The organism is Actinacidiphila cocklensis, assembly GCF_907177275.1.
Lineage (GTDB): Bacteria > Actinomycetota > Actinomycetes > Streptomycetales > Streptomycetaceae > Actinacidiphila > Actinacidiphila cocklensis.
The window spans coordinates 19,377-37,222 of record NZ_CAJSLV010000097.1 but is presented as its reverse complement, the minus strand read 5'-3'; the positions used below and the strand labels follow the sequence as shown (position 1 = coordinate 37,222).

Annotated in this window: 16 protein-coding genes, 1 rRNA gene and 2 riboswitches; of the genes, 14 read left to right on the top strand and 3 right to left on the bottom strand. The window is 70.8% G+C overall.

The features are described from left to right. From rrf to NFU81_RS34420, 11 genes are all read left to right on the top strand, one after another. Window positions 1–89: ribosomal RNA gene (gene rrf / locus NFU81_RS34470) — 5S ribosomal RNA — on the top strand; the annotation flags it as partial. 111 nt (window positions 90–200) lie between these two features. Continuing rightward, the gene (clsA, locus tag NFU81_RS34465) at window positions 201–809 is read left to right on the top strand and encodes a cardiolipin synthase ClsA (protein WP_251499182.1); all 609 of its coding nucleotides are present in this window, start codon (window positions 201–203) and stop codon (window positions 807–809) included. A gap of 23 nt (window positions 810–832) precedes the next feature. Beyond that, a complete protein-coding gene (locus NFU81_RS34460) occupies window positions 833–3,328 on the top strand; it encodes a mannose-1-phosphate guanyltransferase (protein ID WP_251499179.1) in 2,496 nt (831 codons plus the stop codon). Between the two features lie 119 nt (window positions 3,329–3,447). Beyond that, window positions 3,448–4,392, top strand: a complete 945-nt coding sequence (locus NFU81_RS34455) for a DUF881 domain-containing protein (RefSeq protein ID WP_251499177.1) — start codon at window positions 3,448–3,450, stop codon at window positions 4,390–4,392. Beyond that, window positions 4,389–4,721, top strand: a complete 333-nt coding sequence (locus NFU81_RS34450) for a small basic family protein (RefSeq protein ID WP_033175851.1) — start codon at window positions 4,389–4,391, stop codon at window positions 4,719–4,721. The genes NFU81_RS34455 and NFU81_RS34450 overlap by 4 nt, the downstream gene beginning before the upstream one ends. A gap of 7 nt (window positions 4,722–4,728) precedes the next feature. Next, window positions 4,729–5,547, top strand: a complete 819-nt coding sequence (locus tag NFU81_RS34445; protein ID WP_251499175.1) for a DUF881 domain-containing protein — start codon at window positions 4,729–4,731, stop codon at window positions 5,545–5,547. 64 nt (window positions 5,548–5,611) lie between these two features. After that, window positions 5,612–6,436 (top strand): FHA domain-containing protein, encoded by an 825-nt coding sequence (locus NFU81_RS41490; RefSeq protein ID WP_422665365.1) that lies wholly within the window; start codon window positions 5,612–5,614, stop codon window positions 6,434–6,436. Window positions 6,437–6,485: 49 nt separating this feature from the next. Next, window positions 6,486–7,229, top strand: a complete 744-nt coding sequence (gene ftsR / locus NFU81_RS34435; protein ID WP_251499172.1) for a transcriptional regulator FtsR — start codon at window positions 6,486–6,488, stop codon at window positions 7,227–7,229. A gap of 91 nt (window positions 7,230–7,320) precedes the next feature. Beyond that, a complete protein-coding gene (locus NFU81_RS34430) occupies window positions 7,321–7,794 on the top strand; it encodes a bifunctional nuclease family protein (protein ID WP_031518684.1) in 474 nt (157 codons plus the stop codon). Between the two features lie 209 nt (window positions 7,795–8,003). Next, complete coding sequence (locus NFU81_RS34425) at window positions 8,004–8,612, top strand: MerR family transcriptional regulator (RefSeq protein WP_251499169.1); 609 nt, start codon at window positions 8,004–8,006, stop codon at window positions 8,610–8,612. 69 nt (window positions 8,613–8,681) lie between these two features. Next, entirely contained in the window at window positions 8,682–10,046 is a 1,365-nt protein-coding gene (locus NFU81_RS34420; protein ID WP_251499166.1) for a DNA polymerase IV, read from the top strand. A gap of 15 nt (window positions 10,047–10,061) precedes the next feature. Here NFU81_RS34420 and NFU81_RS34415 read toward each other — a convergent pair whose 3' ends face one another. Then, window positions 10,062–10,457 (bottom strand): PRC-barrel domain-containing protein, encoded by a 396-nt coding sequence (locus tag NFU81_RS34415; RefSeq protein ID WP_251499164.1) that lies wholly within the window; start codon window positions 10,455–10,457, stop codon window positions 10,062–10,064. A 122-nt stretch (window positions 10,458–10,579) separates the two neighbouring features. Next, window positions 10,580–10,689, top strand: a riboswitch (glycine riboswitch). Window position 10,690: 1 nt separating this feature from the next. Further along, window positions 10,691–10,811, top strand: a riboswitch (glycine riboswitch). Window positions 10,812–10,874: 63 nt separating this feature from the next. Between NFU81_RS34415 and gcvP the strand changes: the two genes are divergently transcribed. After that, complete coding sequence (gene gcvP / locus NFU81_RS34410) at window positions 10,875–13,787, top strand: aminomethyl-transferring glycine dehydrogenase (protein ID WP_251499161.1); 2,913 nt, start codon at window positions 10,875–10,877, stop codon at window positions 13,785–13,787. 90 nt (window positions 13,788–13,877) lie between these two features. On the opposite strand, the gene NFU81_RS34405 is transcribed toward gcvP, so the two are convergent. Both NFU81_RS34405 and NFU81_RS34400 read right to left on the bottom strand, forming a co-directional pair. Further along, window positions 13,878–14,084 (bottom strand): DUF5999 family protein, encoded by a 207-nt coding sequence (locus NFU81_RS34405; RefSeq protein WP_205047043.1) that lies wholly within the window; start codon window positions 14,082–14,084, stop codon window positions 13,878–13,880. Window positions 14,085–14,387: 303 nt separating this feature from the next. After that, window positions 14,388–14,975 (bottom strand): hypothetical protein, encoded by a 588-nt coding sequence (locus tag NFU81_RS34400; RefSeq protein WP_251499158.1) that lies wholly within the window; start codon window positions 14,973–14,975, stop codon window positions 14,388–14,390. Window positions 14,976–15,447: 472 nt separating this feature from the next. On the opposite strand from NFU81_RS34400, the gene NFU81_RS34395 reads away from it, so the two are divergent. Beyond that, window positions 15,448–16,935 (top strand): glutamate-cysteine ligase family protein, encoded by a 1,488-nt coding sequence (locus tag NFU81_RS34395; protein WP_251499156.1) that lies wholly within the window; start codon window positions 15,448–15,450, stop codon window positions 16,933–16,935. 88 nt (window positions 16,936–17,023) lie between these two features. Continuing rightward, window positions 17,024–17,818 (top strand): CPBP family intramembrane glutamic endopeptidase, encoded by a 795-nt coding sequence (locus NFU81_RS34390; RefSeq protein WP_251499152.1) that lies wholly within the window; start codon window positions 17,024–17,026, stop codon window positions 17,816–17,818. Window positions 17,819–17,846: the final 28 nt, after the last annotated feature.

Sequence of the window (17,846 nt, the reverse complement as noted above, 5' to 3'; positions counted from 1 at the left end):
CCGGTTACATTCCGAACCCGGAAGCTAAGCCTTTCAGCGCCGATGGTACTGCAGGGGGGACCCTGTGGGAGAGTAGGACGCCGCCGAACAATTATTAGAGGCCTGGCCTCGGATCATTGATCCGGGGCCAGGCCTTTTTTGTGCCTGGGGTAGAGTCGGCCCGCAACGTTCGTACGGAGATACAGCAGGAGGGGACCCCGGTGGAGGTCCAGGAGACACGGGTCCAAACGGATCGGATCTTCACGATCCCGAACATCCTGAGTATGGCCCGCCTCGTCGGTGTACCGGTGTTCCTGTGGCTGATTCTGTGGCCCGAGTTCGGTGGTCCCAAGGCTGACGGTTGGGCACTCCTGGTGCTGGCGTTCAGCGGGGTGAGCGACTACCTGGACGGCAAGCTGGCGCGGCGCTGGAATCAGATCAGCAACCTCGGCCGGCTGCTCGATCCCGCCGCCGACCGGCTGTATGTGCTGTCCACCCTGGTAGGCCTCACCTGGCGGGACATCCTGCCGCTGTGGATCACCATCCTGCTCCTCGCCCGTGAGGCGATGATGGCAGTGATGCTGCTGATTCTTACGAGGCACCGATACGGCCCACCCCAGGTGAACTTCATCGGGAAAGCGGCTACCTTCAACCTCATGTACGCCTTTCCGCTGCTGCTGCTCAGCGACGGCAGCGGTTGGCTTGCGACCCTGGCGGCTGTTTTCGGCTGGGCTTTCACAGGTTGGGGTACAACCCTGTACTGGTGGGCAGGGATCCTCTACGTGGTGCAGGTCCGCCGACTTGTGAGGGCGGACACCACGGCCGACTGAGTCCTGAGGAGGATGTTTCCGACATGAAAGCGGTTGTTATGGCCGGAGGCGAAGGTACCCGCCTTCGCCCAATGACCTCAAGCATGCCCAAACCTCTGCTCCCAGTCGTGAATCGGCCGATCATGCAGCACGTTCTGACGCTGCTCAAGAGGCACGGACTCACTGAGACGGTCGTCACAGTCCAGTTTCTCGCATCCCTCGTGAAGAATTATTTCGGGGACGGCGAGGAATTCGGAATGGAGCTGACCTACGCGAACGAGGAGAAGCCGCTCGGTACCGCGGGCAGCGTCAAGAACGCCGAGGACGCCCTGAAGGACGACTCGTTCCTGGTGATCTCGGGCGACGCGCTCACGGATTTCGACCTCACCGAGCTGATCGAGTTCCACAAGCAGAAGGGCGGCCTCGTCACCGTCTGCCTGACCCGCGTGCCCAACCCGCTGGAGTTCGGCATCACCATCGTCGACGACGAGGGCAGGGTCGAGCGCTTCCTCGAGAAGCCGACCTGGGGCCAGGTCTTCTCCGACACCGTGAACACCGGTATCTACGTCATGGAGCCCGAGGTCTTCGACTACGTCGAGGCCGACGTGCCGGTCGACTGGTCGGGTGACGTCTTCCCGCAGTTGATGAAGGAGGGCAAGCCCATCTACGGCTTCATCGCCGAGGGCTACTGGGAGGACGTCGGCACCCACGAGAGCTATGTGAAGGCCCAGGCAGACGTGCTCGAAGGCAAGGTCGACGTCGACGTCGACGGCTTCGAGATCGCCCCGGGCGTATGGGTCGCGGAAGGCGCCGAGGTGCACCCGGACGCGGTGCTGCGCGGGCCGCTGTTCATCGGCGACTACGCCAAGGTCGAGGCCGGCGCCGAGATCCGCGAACACAGCGTCATCGGCTCCAACGTCGTCGTGAAGTCCGGCGCGTTCCTGCACAAGGCCGTGATCCACGACAACGTCTACATCGGCCCGCAGACGAACCTGCGCGGGTGCGTGATCGGCAAGAACACCGATGTGATGCGGGCCGCCCGGATCGACGACGGGGCGGTGATCGGCGACGAGTGCCTGATCGGCGAGGAGTCGATCATCGCCGGCACCGTGCGGGTCTACCCCTTCAAGACGGTCGAGGCGGGCGCCTTCGTCAACACCTCCGTCATCTGGGAGTCCCGCGGCCAGGCGCATCTGTTCGGCGCCCGCGGGGTCTCCGGCATCCTGAACGTGGAGATCACACCCGAGCTGGCCGTACGGCTGGCGGGGGCGTACGCCACGACGCTGAAGAAGGGCGCCACGGTCACCACGGCCCGTGACCACTCCCGTGGTGCGCGCGCACTCAAACGCGCGGTCATCTCGGCGCTGCAGACCAGTGCGATCGAGGTGCGGGACCTGGAGAACGTGCCTATGCCGGTGGCCCGCCAGCAGACCGCACGCGGCAGTGCCGGCGGCATCATGATCCGCACCTCGCCCGGCCGTCCCGACTCCCTCGACATCATGTTCTTCGACGAGCGCGGCGCCGACCTCTCCGCGGCCGGCCAGCGCAAACTCGACCGGGTCTTCGCCCGGCAGGAGTACCGCAGGGCCTTCCCCGGCGAGATCGGCGACCTGCGCTTCCCCTCGACGGTCTTCGACTCCTACACCGGCGCGCTGCTGCGTGCGGTGGACATCTCCGGTATCGCGGAGTCGGGTCTGAAGGTCGTGGTGGACGCCGCCAACGGCAGCGCGGGGCTCGTCCTGCCCTCGCTGCTCGGACGGCTCGGGGTGGACTCGCTCATGGTCAACCCCGGTCTGGACGAGGCACGCCCCACCGAGACCGAGGAGACCCGCAGGGCCGGGCTCGTACGGCTCGGCGAGATCGTGTCGTCGGCGCGGGCCGCGTTCGGTGTGCGGTTCGACCCGGTCGGCGAGCGGCTGTCGCTGGTGGACGAGCGCGGGCGGATCGTGGAGGACCACCGTGCGCTGCTGGTGCTGCTCGACCTGGTGGCCGCCGAGCGGCGCAGCGGGCGGGTGGCGCTGCCGGTCACCACGACCAGGATCGCCGAGCAGGTGGCCGCGTACCACGGCACCCAGGTCACCTGGACGACGACGTCGCCCGACGACCTGACGCGGGTCGGGCGCGAGGAGGGCACGATCTTCGGCGGCGACGCCGGCGGCGGCTTCATCGTGCCGGAGTTCAGCAGCGTCTTCGACGGCTCCGCCGCCTTCGTGCGGCTCATCGGCCTGGTGGCGCGCACGCAGCTCACCCTCAGCCAGATCGACGCCCGTATCCCGCAGGCGCACGTGCTCAAGCGGGACGTGCCGACCCCGTGGGCGGTCAAGGGCTCGGTGATGCGCCGGGTGGTCGAGGAGGCCGGCGAGCGCTCCGTGGACACCACCGACGGCGTACGGGTCGTGGAGTCCGACGGGCGCTGGATCATGGTGCTGCCCGACCCCGCGGAAGCGGTCACCCACCTGTGGGCGGAAGGCCCGGACGACACGTCCGCGCAGGCACTGCTGGACGAGTGGTCGCAGGTCGTGGAGGGCGCGGGGGAGTGACCGCGCGGTAGGACGGCGAGCCGCCCGGAGGCGGGCCGGGCGGCGGTCCCGGGTGATCGGGCACCCGGGCGGCGCGTCGTGAGGGGGCCATTCGAGTGTGGTGGTCCCGACGTGCGACGATGTGCGGCATGCCGCAGCCGCAACCCGATCGGAGCAGTCCCGCGCCCGGGGCTCCCCAGCGGCGGCCCGACGCGTCGATGTCCCTGCTCACCAACGTCATGGAGCACAGTCTCGACGACGGGTACGCCGAGGCGGCCGCCCGCCGCGGCCAGGTCGGCACCTCGCGGCTGCCCACCTCGCTCAGCGGCCGGCTCGGTCTTGCCGCGGGACTGGTGCTCGCCGCGATCGTGGTCACCGTGGGGGCCGCCCAGGCACACCGGGCGGCCCCCACGGCGGCCAAGGAGCGGCAGAAGCTGATCGACAGGGTCCAGACCGAGACGAGGAGCGCGGACAGCCTGCAGAAGAGCGTCGACACCCTGCGCGACACCGTGTCCGCCGAGCAGCGCGCCGCCCTGCAGAACCACGGCGGCGACAACACCGCGCTGCTCGAACTGCTGACGGGTGCCACCCCAATACAGGGCCCCGGGGTCGAGCTGGTCGTGGACGACGCCAAGGAGGCCTCCCAGGGCGGCACCGGCGGCCCGCGGGAGAGCAGCGGGTTCTCCGACACCGGGCGGGTCCGCGACCGCGACATGCAGCGTGTGGTGAACGGCCTGTGGGCGTCCGGCGCGGAGGCGGTCAGCGTCAACGGGCAGCGGTTGACGGCACTGTCGGCGATCCGGGCCGCGGGGGACGCCATACTGGTCGACAACAGACCGCTGGTGCCGCCGTATACGGTGCTGGCGATCGGTGACGGGGAAAAGCTGAGCACGGCGTTCCAGGACAGTGCGGACGGTCAGTATCTGCACGTGCTTCAGGAGAACTACGGGATCCGGGCGAGCGTCACCGTGGAGAAGGACGTCCGCCTGCCGGCCGCTCCCAGCCTGATCGTGCGCTATGCCCGGCCGGTCTCGGGCGGCAGCGGGCAGGCGGACAACGCCGCAACAGGGAAGGGTTCGCAGTGATCGCCGTACTGGGCCTCGTCGTCGGAGTCGTGGTCGGGCTCGTGGTGCGCCCCGTGGTGCCCACCGGGGTCGAGCCGTATCTCCCGATCGCCGTGGTCGCCGCGCTCGACGCCGTCTTCGGCGGGCTGCGCGCGATGCTCGACGGGATCTTCGACGACAAGGTCTTCGTGGTCTCCTTCCTGTCCAACGTGGTGGTGGCCGCGCTGATCGTCTTCCTCGGCGACAAGCTCGGGGTGGGCGCGCAGCTGTCGACCGGTGTCGTGGTCGTCCTCGGGATCCGGATCTTCTCCAACGCCGCGGCCATCCGCCGCCACGTCTTCCGGGCGTGACCGCGGTATGAGCGACGAGCACAACCACGACGCCGAGGACGCGCACGGCGAGGCCGCGACCCCCGCCGAGCCCGCCACCGCCGGCAAGCCGGACGCACGGCCGCCCAGCGGGCGGCAGCGGCTGGTCGCCGGGCTGTGGCCGCCGCGTGCCTCGCGCGCCCAGTTGACGGTCGCGGTGCTGCTGTTCGTGCTGGGCCTCGGCCTGGCCATCCAGGTGAACACGACCAGCGACAACGGCGGCACCCTGCGCGGCGCCCGCCAGGAGGACCTGGTCCGCATCCTCACCGAGGTGGACAACCGCACACAGCGCCTGGAGGACGAGAAGCGCGGCCTCGAAACGCAGCGCAGCGAGCTGCAGTCCAGCTCCGACCAGGCCGCGGAGGCGCTCAAGCAGACCCGGCAGAAGGAGCAGCAGCTCGGTATCCTTGCGGGCACCGTCGCCGCGGAAGGTCCGGGTATCACGCTGACGATCACCGACCCGCACGGCGGTGTCGCGGCGGACTCGCTGCTGGACACGCTGCAGGAACTGCGGGCGGCCGGTGCCGAGGCGATCCAGATCAACGATGTGCGGGTGGTCGCCGACACGTACTTCACGGACGGTACGAACGGGGTGCTGATCGACGGCCGGCAGGTGTCCCAGCCGTACGTCTTCAAGGTGATCGGCAATCCGCAGGATCTGGAGCCGGCGCTGAACATCCCGGGCGGGGTCGTGCAGACGCTGGAGAAGGAGCAGGCCACGGCTGATGTGGTGAGGTCGCAGAAGATCGTCGTGGACGCCTTGCGGCCGTTGAAGCAGCCTGACTACGCTCGGTCGTCAAACCGGTGAGGCGGGGGGTCGGGGCGTCGGTGGACTGTTGCGTGGTGGAAACTGTGTGTAGTGAGGGTTCGTCCTGCCTTACGGGCGGGTCTGCGTCGTTCAAGGGGAATCGCCCGTGAAGTTGTTTGGGAAGTTGTTCGGCAAGAGCGCGCGGCAGTCGGGTGACCCGGCGACCGCACGGCACCGTGCGCCGCGCGGCATCGGTGAGGACGAGCAGTCCGCCGACCGCCCGCTGTTCAGGAACGACGGGCAGGGCAGGGGCGGGTATTCCGGTGCGCCCGGCGTGGCGCCTGTTGACCCTGCGTCCTCCGCTCGCATAGGTTCCGGGGAACCATCAACCTCGACCACGGGTGGAGGGTTCGGTTTGCCGGTCTGCGGCAGGTGCGGTTTCACGAATGCGGCGGCCAGCCGCTTCTGCTCCAACTGCGGCGCCCCGCTGCGTCCGGGCGGTGCCCCGGGTGAGCGCGCGTCGGAGACCACGTCCACGATCTCGATCTCGGGCATCGAGGCGTACGAGGCCGAGGCCACCGGCCAGATCCTCACGCCGTCGCTGTCGCCCGAGGCGCAGGCCGCCGTCGACGCGCTGCCGCCCGGCTCCGCGCTGCTGGTGGTGCGCCGCGGTCCGAACTCGGGCAGCCGCTTCCTGCTGGACGGCGAGCTGACCACGGCCGGCCGGCATCCGCAGAGCGACATCTTCCTGGACGACGTGACGGTCTCCCGGCGGCATGTCGAGTTCCGCCGCGGCCACGACGGCTACTTCACCGTCTCGGATGTGGGCAGCCTGAACGGCACCTACGTCAACCGGGAGCGGATCGACGCGGTGACGCTGTCCAACGGCGACGAGGTGCAGATCGGCAAGTACCGGCTGGTCTTCTACGCGAGCCAGCGGGGCATCTGACCCCTTCCCGGCCTGGTCCGGGAGGACCCCGCCTTCCAGAAGGGTGCTCATGCCGCGAACGCCGGGCGGTGCCGGGGACGGCACCGCCACCACGGACGGCGCACTGCTGAGCATCGGAGCGGTGCTGGGGCAGCTGCGGGCCGAGTTTCCCGAAGTCACGATCTCCAAGATCCGCTTCCTGGAGGCGGAGGGCCTGGTCGAACCGCAGCGCACCCCGTCGGGGTACCGCAAATTCGCCGAGGAGGACGTACGCCGCCTGGCGTACGTCCTGCGGATGCAGCGGGACCACTATCTGCCGCTGCGGGTGATCAAGGAGCATCTGGAGGGCCTGGACAGGGGCGAGCAGCCCGCGCTGCCCGGTCGGGCCGGTGATGCGCCCGCGCAGCCGCAGGAGGCCCCTGAGAGCGCCCTGCGCCCCCCTCAGGAGCTGCGGGTGGGCCGTGCGGAACTGCTGGCGGCCACCGGGGCGGAGGCGGCGGAACTGGACCAGTGGGAGTCCTACGGGCTGGTGGAGGCCGGTGGGGACGGCGGCTACGACCCGGACACCGTGGTGATCGGCCGGCTGATCGCCGATCTGGGCCGTCACGGGCTGGAGCCGCGTCATCTGCGGGCCGTGAAGGCCGCGGCGGACCGGGAGGCGGGCCTCGTGGAGCAGCTGGTGGCGCCGCTGCGCCGGCACCGCAACCCGCAGACCCGCCGACACGCCGAGATCACCGCGGAGGAGCTGGCCGAGCTGTCCGTACGGCTGCACGCGGCCATGGTGCGGTCCGCCCTGCGGTTGCGCCTGCGCTGACCGGGTTCTCCCGGTGTTCGAGCGACACCTGCAGGCGGTCCCCGGGGTGCCCGACTACCCAAACCCGGCAGGCACGTCCTAGGGTTGACGTGTGAACGAGCTCGATGTTGTGGGTGTCCGGGTGGAAATGCCCTCCAATCAACCGATCGTGCTCCTGCGTGAAGTGGGAGGCGACCGGTACCTGCCCATCTGGATCGGGCCGGGAGAGGCCACCGCCATCGCCTTCGCGCAGCAGGGAATGACGCCTGCGCGACCGCTGACGCACGACCTTTTCAAGGACGTACTGGAAGCCGTGGGGCAGACACTCACCGAGGTCCGCATCACTGACCTGCGGGAAGGTGTCTTCTACGCCGAGCTGGTCTTCGCCAGCGGCGTCGAGGTCAGCGCCCGTCCCTCGGACGCCATAGCGCTCGCGCTGCGCACCGGGACACCGATCTACGGCAGCGACGGGGTGCTCGACGACGCCGGGATCGCGATCCCGGACGAGCAGGAGGACGAAGTGGAGAAATTCCGCGAATTCCTCGACCAGATCTCGCCGGAGGATTTCGGAACCAGCAACCAGTGACCCGCCTGGGGAGGGCAAGGTTGCCACGGTGAGACCATTCGGGGAGGTGTTCCCGGTGCCGGTCACATCAAACCACTCGTGGGGTGACTTTCACTCGGCGTGCCGAGTGTGGCGATCGTTGACGCACCCCTGGTGACTGCCTACCGTCGAAGTGGAAAGTCCCGTGGCACGTGCGCGCGGTGTTGGGGACGTGAAGGACGGAGGGCGGCGTGAGAAGCACCGGCGACGGTTCGGCGACCGGCGGCCCGTATCCGACCCGGGGGGCGCTGGCCCGCGCCACGGAGCCGGGGGCGGCGGGGACGGCACCCGCCGGCGACCCCGAGCCCGAGGAGATCGGCTACCGCGGCCCCACGGCCTGTGCGGCCACCGGCATCACCTACCGGCAGCTGGACTACTGGGCGCGTACGGGCCTGGTCGAACCCAGCGTCCGCCCCGCCTACGGTTCGGGCACCCAGCGGCTGTACAGCTTCCGCGACGTGGTCGTCCTCAAGATCGTCAAGCGGCTCCTCGACACCGGTGTCTCGCTGCAGAACATCCGCACGGCGGTACGCCATCTGCGTTCGGTCGGCCCGGCCGAGCTGGCCAGGATGACCCTGATGAGCGACGGCGCCACGGTCTACGAGTGCGCTTCGCCCGCCGAGGTCGTCGACCTGCTCCAGGGCGGCCAGGGGGTCTTCGGTATCGCGGTGGGCGTCGTCTGGCGGGACGTCGAGGCCTCGCTGTCCGAGCTGCACGGTGAGCGGGTGGACACCGGCGAGACCCTGGTCGGCCACAATCCGGCCGACGAGCTGGCCAGACGGCGCAACCGGGCGGTCTGAGCCGCCTGCGGAGACCGCTGCCGTACAGGTGTACGGCGATTGTCGGTGCCGTGCGGCACGATCGGTGGTGTGAGAAGTACGCCGACGATCCTCCATCTGGACATGGACGCGTTCTTCGCCGCGGTCGAGCAGGCCTCCAAGCCGAGCCTGCGGGGCAAGCCGGTGGTGGTCGGCGGGCTCGGACCCCGCGGCGTGGTGGCGACCGCGTCCTATGAGGCGCGCGTGCACGGCGTGCACTCCGCGATGGCCATGGCGCACGCCCGCCGGCTGTGCCCCAATGCCGCGTATCTGGTGCCGCGCTTCGGCATCTACCGGCAGATCAGCGACATCGTGATGGCGCTGCTCGCCGAGGTCTCGCCGCTGATAGAGCCGCTGAGCCTGGACGAGGCCTTCGTCGACCTGGAGGCCGGCGACCTGGCCGGCGACCCGCGGGCGGTCGCCGAGCGGCTGCGGGCGGACATCCGGGCCGCGACGGGCCTGACCGCCTCGGTCGGCCTGGCCGGCTCCAAGCTGCTCGCCAAGATCGCCTCCGAGCAGGCCAAGCCCGACGGCCTGGTGGTGGTCGAGCCGGGCACCGAACGCGCCCTGCTCGACCCGCTGCCGGTCCGCACCCTGTGGGGCGTGGGACCGGCCACCGCCGAGCATCTGCGGCGGGCCGGCATCCTCACCGTCGCCGAGATCGCGCAGGCCGGGGAGCCCGAGCTGGTCAGGCTGCTGGGCAAGGCGCACGGCAGCTCGCTGCACGCGATGGCCGCCGGGCTCGACAACCGCCCGGTGGTCGCCGACCGGGACGTGAAGTCGATCTCGGTCGAGGACACCTTCGACACCGACCTGACCGACCGCGCCCGGGTGCGGTTCGAGATCGACCGGCTCGCCGACCGCTGCGCCCAGCGGCTGCGGGGCGCCGGGCGCTCGGGGCGGACGGTGGTGGTGAAGATCCGGCGCTACGACTTCTCGACGCTGACCCGCTCCGAGACGCTGCGGGCACCCACCGACGACCCGGCCGTCGTCAAGGAGACCGCCCGCCGGCTCGCCGAGGCCGTCGACACCACCGGCGGGGTGCGGCTGCTCGGGGTCGGCGTGTCAGGACTGGCCGACTTCACCCAGGAGGACCTCTTCGCGCAGGCCGCCCAGACGCTGCGCGAGTCGGAGGCGGGCGCCGAGCCCGGTCAGGTCACCCCGGCCGAGTTGCCCGTAGCCCCGCCGCCGGAGCCGGAGCGCGCCAACCGCTGGCTGCCGGGCCAGGACGTGGAGCATGCCGAGCACGGCGCCGGATGGGTGCAGGGCAGCGGCGTCGGCCGGGTCACGATCCGCTTCGAGGTGCCCTCGGACAGCGGGCCGGGCCGGGTGCGCACCTTCGCTGTCGACGACCCCGCCCTGTCCAGGGCGGAACCGCCGGCGCTGACCGGCCATCCGAGTCCGGCAGGCGGATGAGCGCGGAGCGCGGGGTCAGCCGTTGTTGTCCGGCCGCTGGTCTCCGGACGCCATCTCGCCGAAGTCCCGCGGTCCGCCCCCGCCGCCGTCCGCGGCGGTCGGGACGTCCATGCCGTAGTGGTGGTAGAGCTGCAGCTCCTGCTCGGGCGACAGGTGCCGCCCCACACCGAAGTCCGGTGCGTCCCTGATCAGGGACTTCTTGTACGGCACCCGCAGAGCGTCGTCCACCAGCTCGCTCGGCTCCAGCGGTACGAACGCGTCGCGGGTGAACAGGCCGGTCCGTACCGCCGCCCACTCCGGCGTACCGGTGGCGTCGTCGAGGTAGACCTCGTCCACCGTGCCGATCTTCGTACCGTCACGGTCGAGGGCACGGCGGCCGATGAGGCTTCGCGGATCGATGTCGGTCTGCACGGTCCCTCCAACCACTGACGACTGCTGTTGGTTACCACCAAAAGCCACATCAGGGGTGATGTCGACCGGAATGTCGGATCGGCCGCCCTCCGGAAGGCGCTGGTAGGCTGGACACCGGCTGCAGACCCCGTGCGGGAGAGTCCTCCGAGAACATGCCACAGCGGCATCTCGGAGGCGCCGAAGGAGCAAATCCTCCCCGGAATCTCTCAGGCATCCGTACCGCAGGGGCGAGGTCACTCTGGAAAGCAGGACCCGCCCCGGAACGACGCCGTTCACGGGACAGGTCTTCACCGAAGGTGAAAGCCGTCCCGTGCAGGGGCGGTGAAGCTCTCAGGTACTGATGACAGAGGGGGAGGCCGTACGGGTGCCCGCGCCGGGCACCCCCGAAGGTCGTCGCAGACCAGGAGGCCTCCGCAGATGACTGACCCGACCGCCCCCCGCATCCCGCTCTCCGAGCTGGAAGCCGGCCTTCCCTTCGCCCGCCGCCACATCGGCCCCGACGCTGCGGACCGGGCCAAGATGCTCGCCCAGGTGGGGTACGGCTCGCTCGACGAGCTGACCGACGCGGCCGTACCGGACACCATCAGGAGCGCCGCCGCGCTCGCGCTGCCCGCCGCCCGCACCGAGGCCGAGGTCCTGGCGGAACTGCGCGCGCTGGCGGACCGCAACCAGGTGCTGGCCCCGATGATCGGCCTCGGCTACTACGGCACCTTCACCCCGCCGGTGATCCTGCGCAACGTCATGGAGAACCCCGCCTGGTACACGGCGTACACGCCCTACCAGCCGGAGATCTCGCAGGGCCGGCTCGAAGCCCTGATCAACTTCCAGACCATGGTCGCCGACCTCACGGGGCTGCCCACCTCCGGCGCCTCGCTGCTGGACGAGGGCACCGCGGCCGCCGAGGCGATGGCGCTGTCCCGGCGGGTCGGCAAGGTCAAGAACGGCGTCTTCCTGATCGACGCCGACACCTTCCCGCAGACCACCGCCGTGATCGGCACCCGCGCGGAGCCGGCCGGCGTCGAGGTCGTGGTGGCCGACCTGAGCGACGGCATCCCGGCCGAGGTCGCCGAGCGCGGCGTCTTCGGCGTGCTGCTGCAGTACCCGGGAGCCTCCGGGGCCGTACGGGACCTGCGGCCGGTCATCGAGCAGGCGCACGGGCTGGGCGCGGTCGTCACCGTGGCCGCCGACCTGCTGGCGCTGACCCTGCTCACCTCGCCCGGCGCGCTCGGCGCGGACATCGCCGTCGGCACCACCCAGCGCTTCGGCGTCCCCATGGGCTTCGGCGGACCGCACGCGGGCTACATGGCGGTGCGCGAGTCCTACGCCCGCAACCTGCCCGGGCGCCTGGTCGGGGTCTCGGTCGACGCCGACGGCGACACCGCCTACCGGCTGGCCCTGCAGACCCGCGAGCAGCACATCCGCCGGGAGAAGGCCACCAGCAACATCTGCACCGCACAGGTGCTGCTCGCCGTGATGGCCGGGATGTACGCCGTCTACCACGGCCCCGAGGGCCTGGCGCAGATCGCCCGCCGCACCCACCGCTACGCGGCCGTACTGGCCGAAGGGCTGCGGGCGGCCGGCGTGCAGACCGTCCACGACGGCTACTTCGACACCCTCACCGCACGGGTGCCCGGCCGGGCCGCCGAGGTCGTCGCCGCGGCCCGCGAGGCCGGCGTCAACCTGCGGCAGACCGACGCGGACCTGGTCGGCATCTCCTGCGACGAGACGACCGACCGCGCCGCGCTGACCGCGGTCCTGGCCGCCTTCGGCGCCACCGGCGCCACCGGCGCCACCGTCGACATAGACGCGCTCGACGCCGCCGCGCCCGACGCGCTGCCGGCCGCCCTGGTGCGCACCGAGCCGTATCTGACCCACCCGGTCTTCCACCTGCACCGCAGCGAGACCGGCATGCTGCGCTACTTGCGCCGGCTCGCCGACCGCGACTACGCCCTGGACCGCGGGATGATCCCGCTCGGCTCGTGCACCATGAAGCTCAACGCGACCACCGAGATGGAGCCGGTCACCTGGCCGGAGTTCGGCGCGCTGCACCCCTTCGCGCCGGCAGAGCAGGCCGAGGGCTACCTCACCCTGATCCGCGGCCTGGAGGACCAGCTCGCCGAGGTCACCGGATACGACAAGGTCAGCCTGCAGCCGAACGCCGGATCGCAGGGCGAGCTCGCCGGGCTGCTCGCGGTCCGCGCGTACCACCGGGCGAACGGCGACACCGACCGTACGGTGTGCCTGATCCCGTCCTCCGCGCACGGCACCAACGCCGCGAGCGCGGTGATGGCGGGCATGAAGGTCGTGGTGGTCAAGACCGGCCAGGACGGCGACGTGGACGTCGCCGACCTGAACGCCAGGATCGAGCAGCACCGCGAGCAGCTGGCCGTGCTGATGGTCACCTATCCCTCCACGCACGGTGTCTTCGAGGACAACATCACCGACATCTGCGCCGCCGTGCACGACGCGGGCGGCCAGGTCTACGTGGACGGCGCCAACCTCAACGCGCTGGTGGGCCTCGCCCGTCCCGGCCGCTTCGGCGCCGACGTCTCGCACCTGAACCTGCACAAGACCTTCTGCATCCCGCACGGCGGCGGCGGCCCCGGCGTCGGCCCGGTCGCGGTGCGCGCGCACCTGGCGCCGTACCTCCCCAACCACCCGCTCCAGCCGGCCGCGGGTCCCGCAACGGGCGTCGGGCCCATCTCGGCGGCGCCCTGGGGCTCGGCGGGCATACTGCCGATCTCCTGGACCTACGTGCGGCTGATGGGCGCCGACGGGCTCAGGCAGGCCACCCAGCAGGCCGTGCTGAGCGCCAACTACGTCGCCAAGCGCCTGGAGCCGCACTACCCGGTGCTCTACACCGGCCCCGGCGGCCTGGTCGCCCACGAGTGCATCATCGACCTGCGCCCGCTGGCCAAGGAGACCGGCGTCAGCGTCGACGACATCGCCAAGCGGCTGATCGACTACGGCTTCCACGCGCCGACCATGTCCTTCCCCGTGGCGGGCACCTTGATGATCGAGCCCACCGAGAGCGAGGACCTGGCCGAGCTGGACCGCTTCTGCGAGGCGATGATCGCGATCCGCGGCGAGGCCGACCGGGTCGGGTCGGGCGAGTGGCCCGCCGACGACAACCCGCTGCGCGGCGCCCCGCACACCGCGGCGGCGCTGAGCGGCGACTGGCAGCACGCGTACAGCCGGCAGGAAGCGGTCTTCCCCGCCGGGGTGTCCGCGGCCGACAAGTACTGGCCGCCGGTGCGGCGGATCGACGGCGCGTACGGCGACCGCAACCTGGTCTGCTCCTGCCCCCCGCTGGACGCCTACGACAACTGAGCCCCGCGGCCGCCGCGCGCACATGGCGAAGCCGGTTCCCTTGACTGCGGGGGAACCGGCTTTGTGCGTTGCGGCGTGACGGTGCGGGTGTCAGGCCGCGGTCGTGATGTGCTCGGTGCCGAGCGGGCGGTGCGGTGCGATGATCTGCCCGTCGGGCAGCAGCTCTCCGGTGTCCTCGAAGAGCAGCACGCCGTTGCACAGCAGGCTCCAGCCCTGTTCCGGGTGGTGGGCCACGGTGAAAGCGGCCTCACGGTCAGGGCCTTCTGCGGTGGGGCACTGCGGCTTGTGCTGGCACATGGATCGAGTCTTTCGCTGCGTGAGGTGAGTGGTGCGGTTGGTCGCGCGATCTGGCTGGTGCATCTCCGTCCCCCCGATTGTGCGTGCGGCCGGTCCCAGTGTTGCCCTCCTGGCGTCAATCCGCAGGGATTTCAGCGAGGCGGAGCTCCACGGGGGAAGACGCGTCACCCACACGGGCGGTTGCCGCCACGTTGCGTTCACAACGGCGGCGTGTTCACGCACGATCACCCCGTTGACGGCACGCGCAAAGGCGGTGCCCCGCGGCCGCGTACGGCCGCGGGGCACCGCCCCGGGGCGCGGGTGTCAGGCCGGCGAGCCCATCAGCGGAGGCGGCGCCAGCCGTACGCTCAGCGCCGGCGCCAGCTCGGTCAGCCGGTGCACCCGGTGCGAGGCGATACCGGGCGGCGCGGGTGCCAGCGGCACCAGCAGGTCGTCCGGGTGGGGCTGGGCGGTGGAGGCCTCGGCCCGCGCGTCGTAGTGCAGCCACAGCGCCAGCATGTAGAGCCCCGGCACCGACAGCAGATGCGGCTGGTACGTCGCCGGCAGTGTCTCCGCCTGGAGCAGCGCCCGCTCGATGGAGGCCAGGAACGGCCCCTCGGAGAAGCGTGAGAACACCCAGCCGTCGGGGGTCACCACGGTCTCGCCCGCCGCGGCCACCCGGGCACCTGCCCTGATATGGAACCGCCAGCCGGTCAGCCGCGCCTGCGGCAGTGCTCCGGGAACGGCCGCCGGCTCGAACACATGGACAGGCAGCGGGTGTTCGGCGGCCAGCGGCCCTTCTGCAGTGCGCAGCGCCGGTGTCCTGGCTTCCAGGACCGCGGTGGGCGAACTGAGCGCGGCGAGCACGCTCAGCAGGGCTGGGGCAGGTGCTGGGGGAACAAGCAGCGGCATGATGTCGCCTCTCACTGGGAGACACGTGGTGCGGGGAGGGCGGGCGCGGACGGCACGGTCGGTTCGATGCTCTGCGGGAGACCTGCTCAGGCACGTCCGGCGAGGGCGGATGCTTTGCCTTGTGCGCGGAGTTTATACGACCTGTGTTCGCTCCGTGTTTCGTCTAGTCGCTGCCAGTATTACGCGCAAGGCGAGAATTCGCCTTCTTCTGGGGACGTGTCGATGGCATTAGCACAGCGTATGGGGAGGGCGGTGCATATTTCTGCTCGCCACGGACGGCCGGAACCCGACGGTCATTTCACCCGGGCTTCCACGGGTCCTGTGGCATTGGAATGTGCCGCTGGAACGTGCGCGGTTGCCTGCTACTGCAAGCCTAGCGTGCACCGGCACTCCGTTGCGGCGTTATCGATCATTTGGGTGGGCATCCTCCGAGGGACGGCCACGCGGCGGCCGCGCGAGGAGGTACGCGTCGATGGGCGAGAAGGTCGTCGCCACAGGGTTCGACACCGCCGATCGAGGGCGCTACCGGCACAAGCTCCAGCAGTGCCTGCTGGGGCTGGAGCGACTGTTGGAAGCGAAGCGATTCGACCGGCCGCGCAATCTGATGGGCCTGGAGATCGAATTGAATCTCGCGGATTCCGCGGGACTGCCGTGCATGATGAACGAAGAAGTGCTGGAGCGCATCGCGAGCCATGATTTCCAGACCGAGCTCGCTCAGTTCAACATTGAAGTAAACATAGCGCCGCACCGGCTTTCCGGGCGGGTACTCGACCGGCTCGCCGAGGAACTGCGGACCGGGCTTGCATACGCCGACCGGATGGCGGGCGAGGTCGGGGCGCACATCGTGATGGTCGGAATTCTGCCGACCCTCGAAGCCCAGGACCTGGTCTCCGCCAACCTCTCGCGCGCCGACCGTTACACCCTGCTCAACGACCGCATCCTGGCGATGCGCGGCGAGGACATCACCCTGGACATCCAGGGCGTCGAGCACCTGGTCTACGCCTCGGCGTCGATCGCCCCCGAGGCCGCCTGCACCTCCACCCAGATGCATCTGCAGGTCACCCCGGGCCGCTTCGCCGCGGTCTGGAACGCCGCCCAGGCCGTGTCGGGACTGCAGGTCGCCGTGGGTGCCAACTCGCCCTTCCTCTTCGGCCGCGAGCTGTGGCGGGAGACCCGCCCGCTGCTCTTCCAGCAGGCCACCGACACCCGCCCGCAGGAGCTGCGCCACCAGGGCGTACGCCCGCTGACCTGGTTCGGCGAGCGCTGGATCGACTCGCCGCTCGACCTGTTCGCCGAGAACGTCCGCTACTTCCCCGCGCTGCTGCCGATCTGCGACGACGAGGACCCGCAGCGGGTGCTGGACGACGGGGGAGTGCCGCAGCTGCGCGAGCTGACCCTGCACAACGGCACGATCTACCGCTGGAACCGGCCGGTCTACGCGGTCGTCGACGGTGTGCCGCACCTGCGGGTCGAGAACCGGGTGCTGCCCGCAGGCCCCACGGTCGACGACGTCCTGGCCAACGCCGCCTTCTACTACGGCCTGGTCAGGGCGCTGGCCGAGGCGCCGCGCCCGGTCTGGCACCGGCTCCCCTTCGGAGCCGCGGCGGCGAACTTCGACGCGGGCTGCCGGGACGGCATCGGCGCCGTCATGCACTGGCCGCGCGGCCGCGGCGGCCTGGCCGAGATCCCCGCCGCCGACCTGATCAGGGACGAGCTGCTGCCGCTGGCCGCGGCCGGACTCGACGGCTGGGGCATCGAGCCCGCCGACCGGGACCGCTACCTCGGCATCATCGAGGAGCGCTGCCGGCTGCGCACCAACGGCGCGGAATGGCAGTCCCAGGCCTTCCACCGGCTGCTGGAGCGCACCCCCGACCGGCGGGCCGCGCTGGCCGCGATGACCCAGCGGTACCGCGAGAACTCCCGGGGCGGCGAGCCGGCGCACCGCTGGCCCGCGGTCTGAAACCGCGGTCCTGCGGGGGTGGCTCCACGACCGGAGGCGCGATCTTCGTATCTTGTCCGGAGACACCCGCGCCGTTGGAGGACCCCGCATGCACACAGAGCCGCAGCCGCAGCAGGTGGTGGACGCGGGGCTGCCCGACCGGACGCTGCGCAACGAGACGCTGATCGTGCTGGCGCTCTCGCTGGGCGCCAGCGGCCTGTCCGCGCTGATCAGCTTCACCGGCTCGGTCACCAGGCCCGGCGCGCTCAAGAACCAGGCGGCGACGCTGGTCGGCTCCTACGCGCCGGACCGGCCCTGGCTCGACCTTGCCTGGCAGCTGTTCTACATCGCGACCGCGCTGGCCCCGGTCGCCCTGGTCGCGCACCTGCTGGGCCGCGAGCGGGCCGGCATGCGGTCGATCGGCTTCGACCTGACCCGCCCGCGGCTCGACCTGGCCAGGGGCGCGGCGGTCGCGGCGGTGATCGGCGGAACCGGCCTGGCCTTCTACCTCGGCGCGCGGACGGCCGGCTTCAACCTGACCGTGGTGCCCGAGTCGCTGCCCGACGTGTGGTGGAAGATTCCGGTGCTGATCGCCTCGGCCGTGCAGAACGCGGTCCTCGAAGAGGTGATCGTGGTCGGCTACCTGCTGCGCCGGCTCGACCGGCTCGGCTGGACCCCGATGGCGGCGCTGGCCGCAAGCGCCGTGCTGCGCGGCTCGTACCACCTCTACCAGGGCATCGGCGGCTTCGTCGGCAACATGGCGATGGGCGTCGTCTTCGTCCTGCTCTACCGCCGCTGGGGACGGGTCGGGCCGCTGGTGGCCGCCCACGCGCTGATCGACACGGTCGCCTTCGTCGGCTACGCCCTGCTCGCGGGGAAGGTCGGCTGGCTGCCCACCGGGTGACCGGCCGGCAGCCCGCCCCTGGGACAGA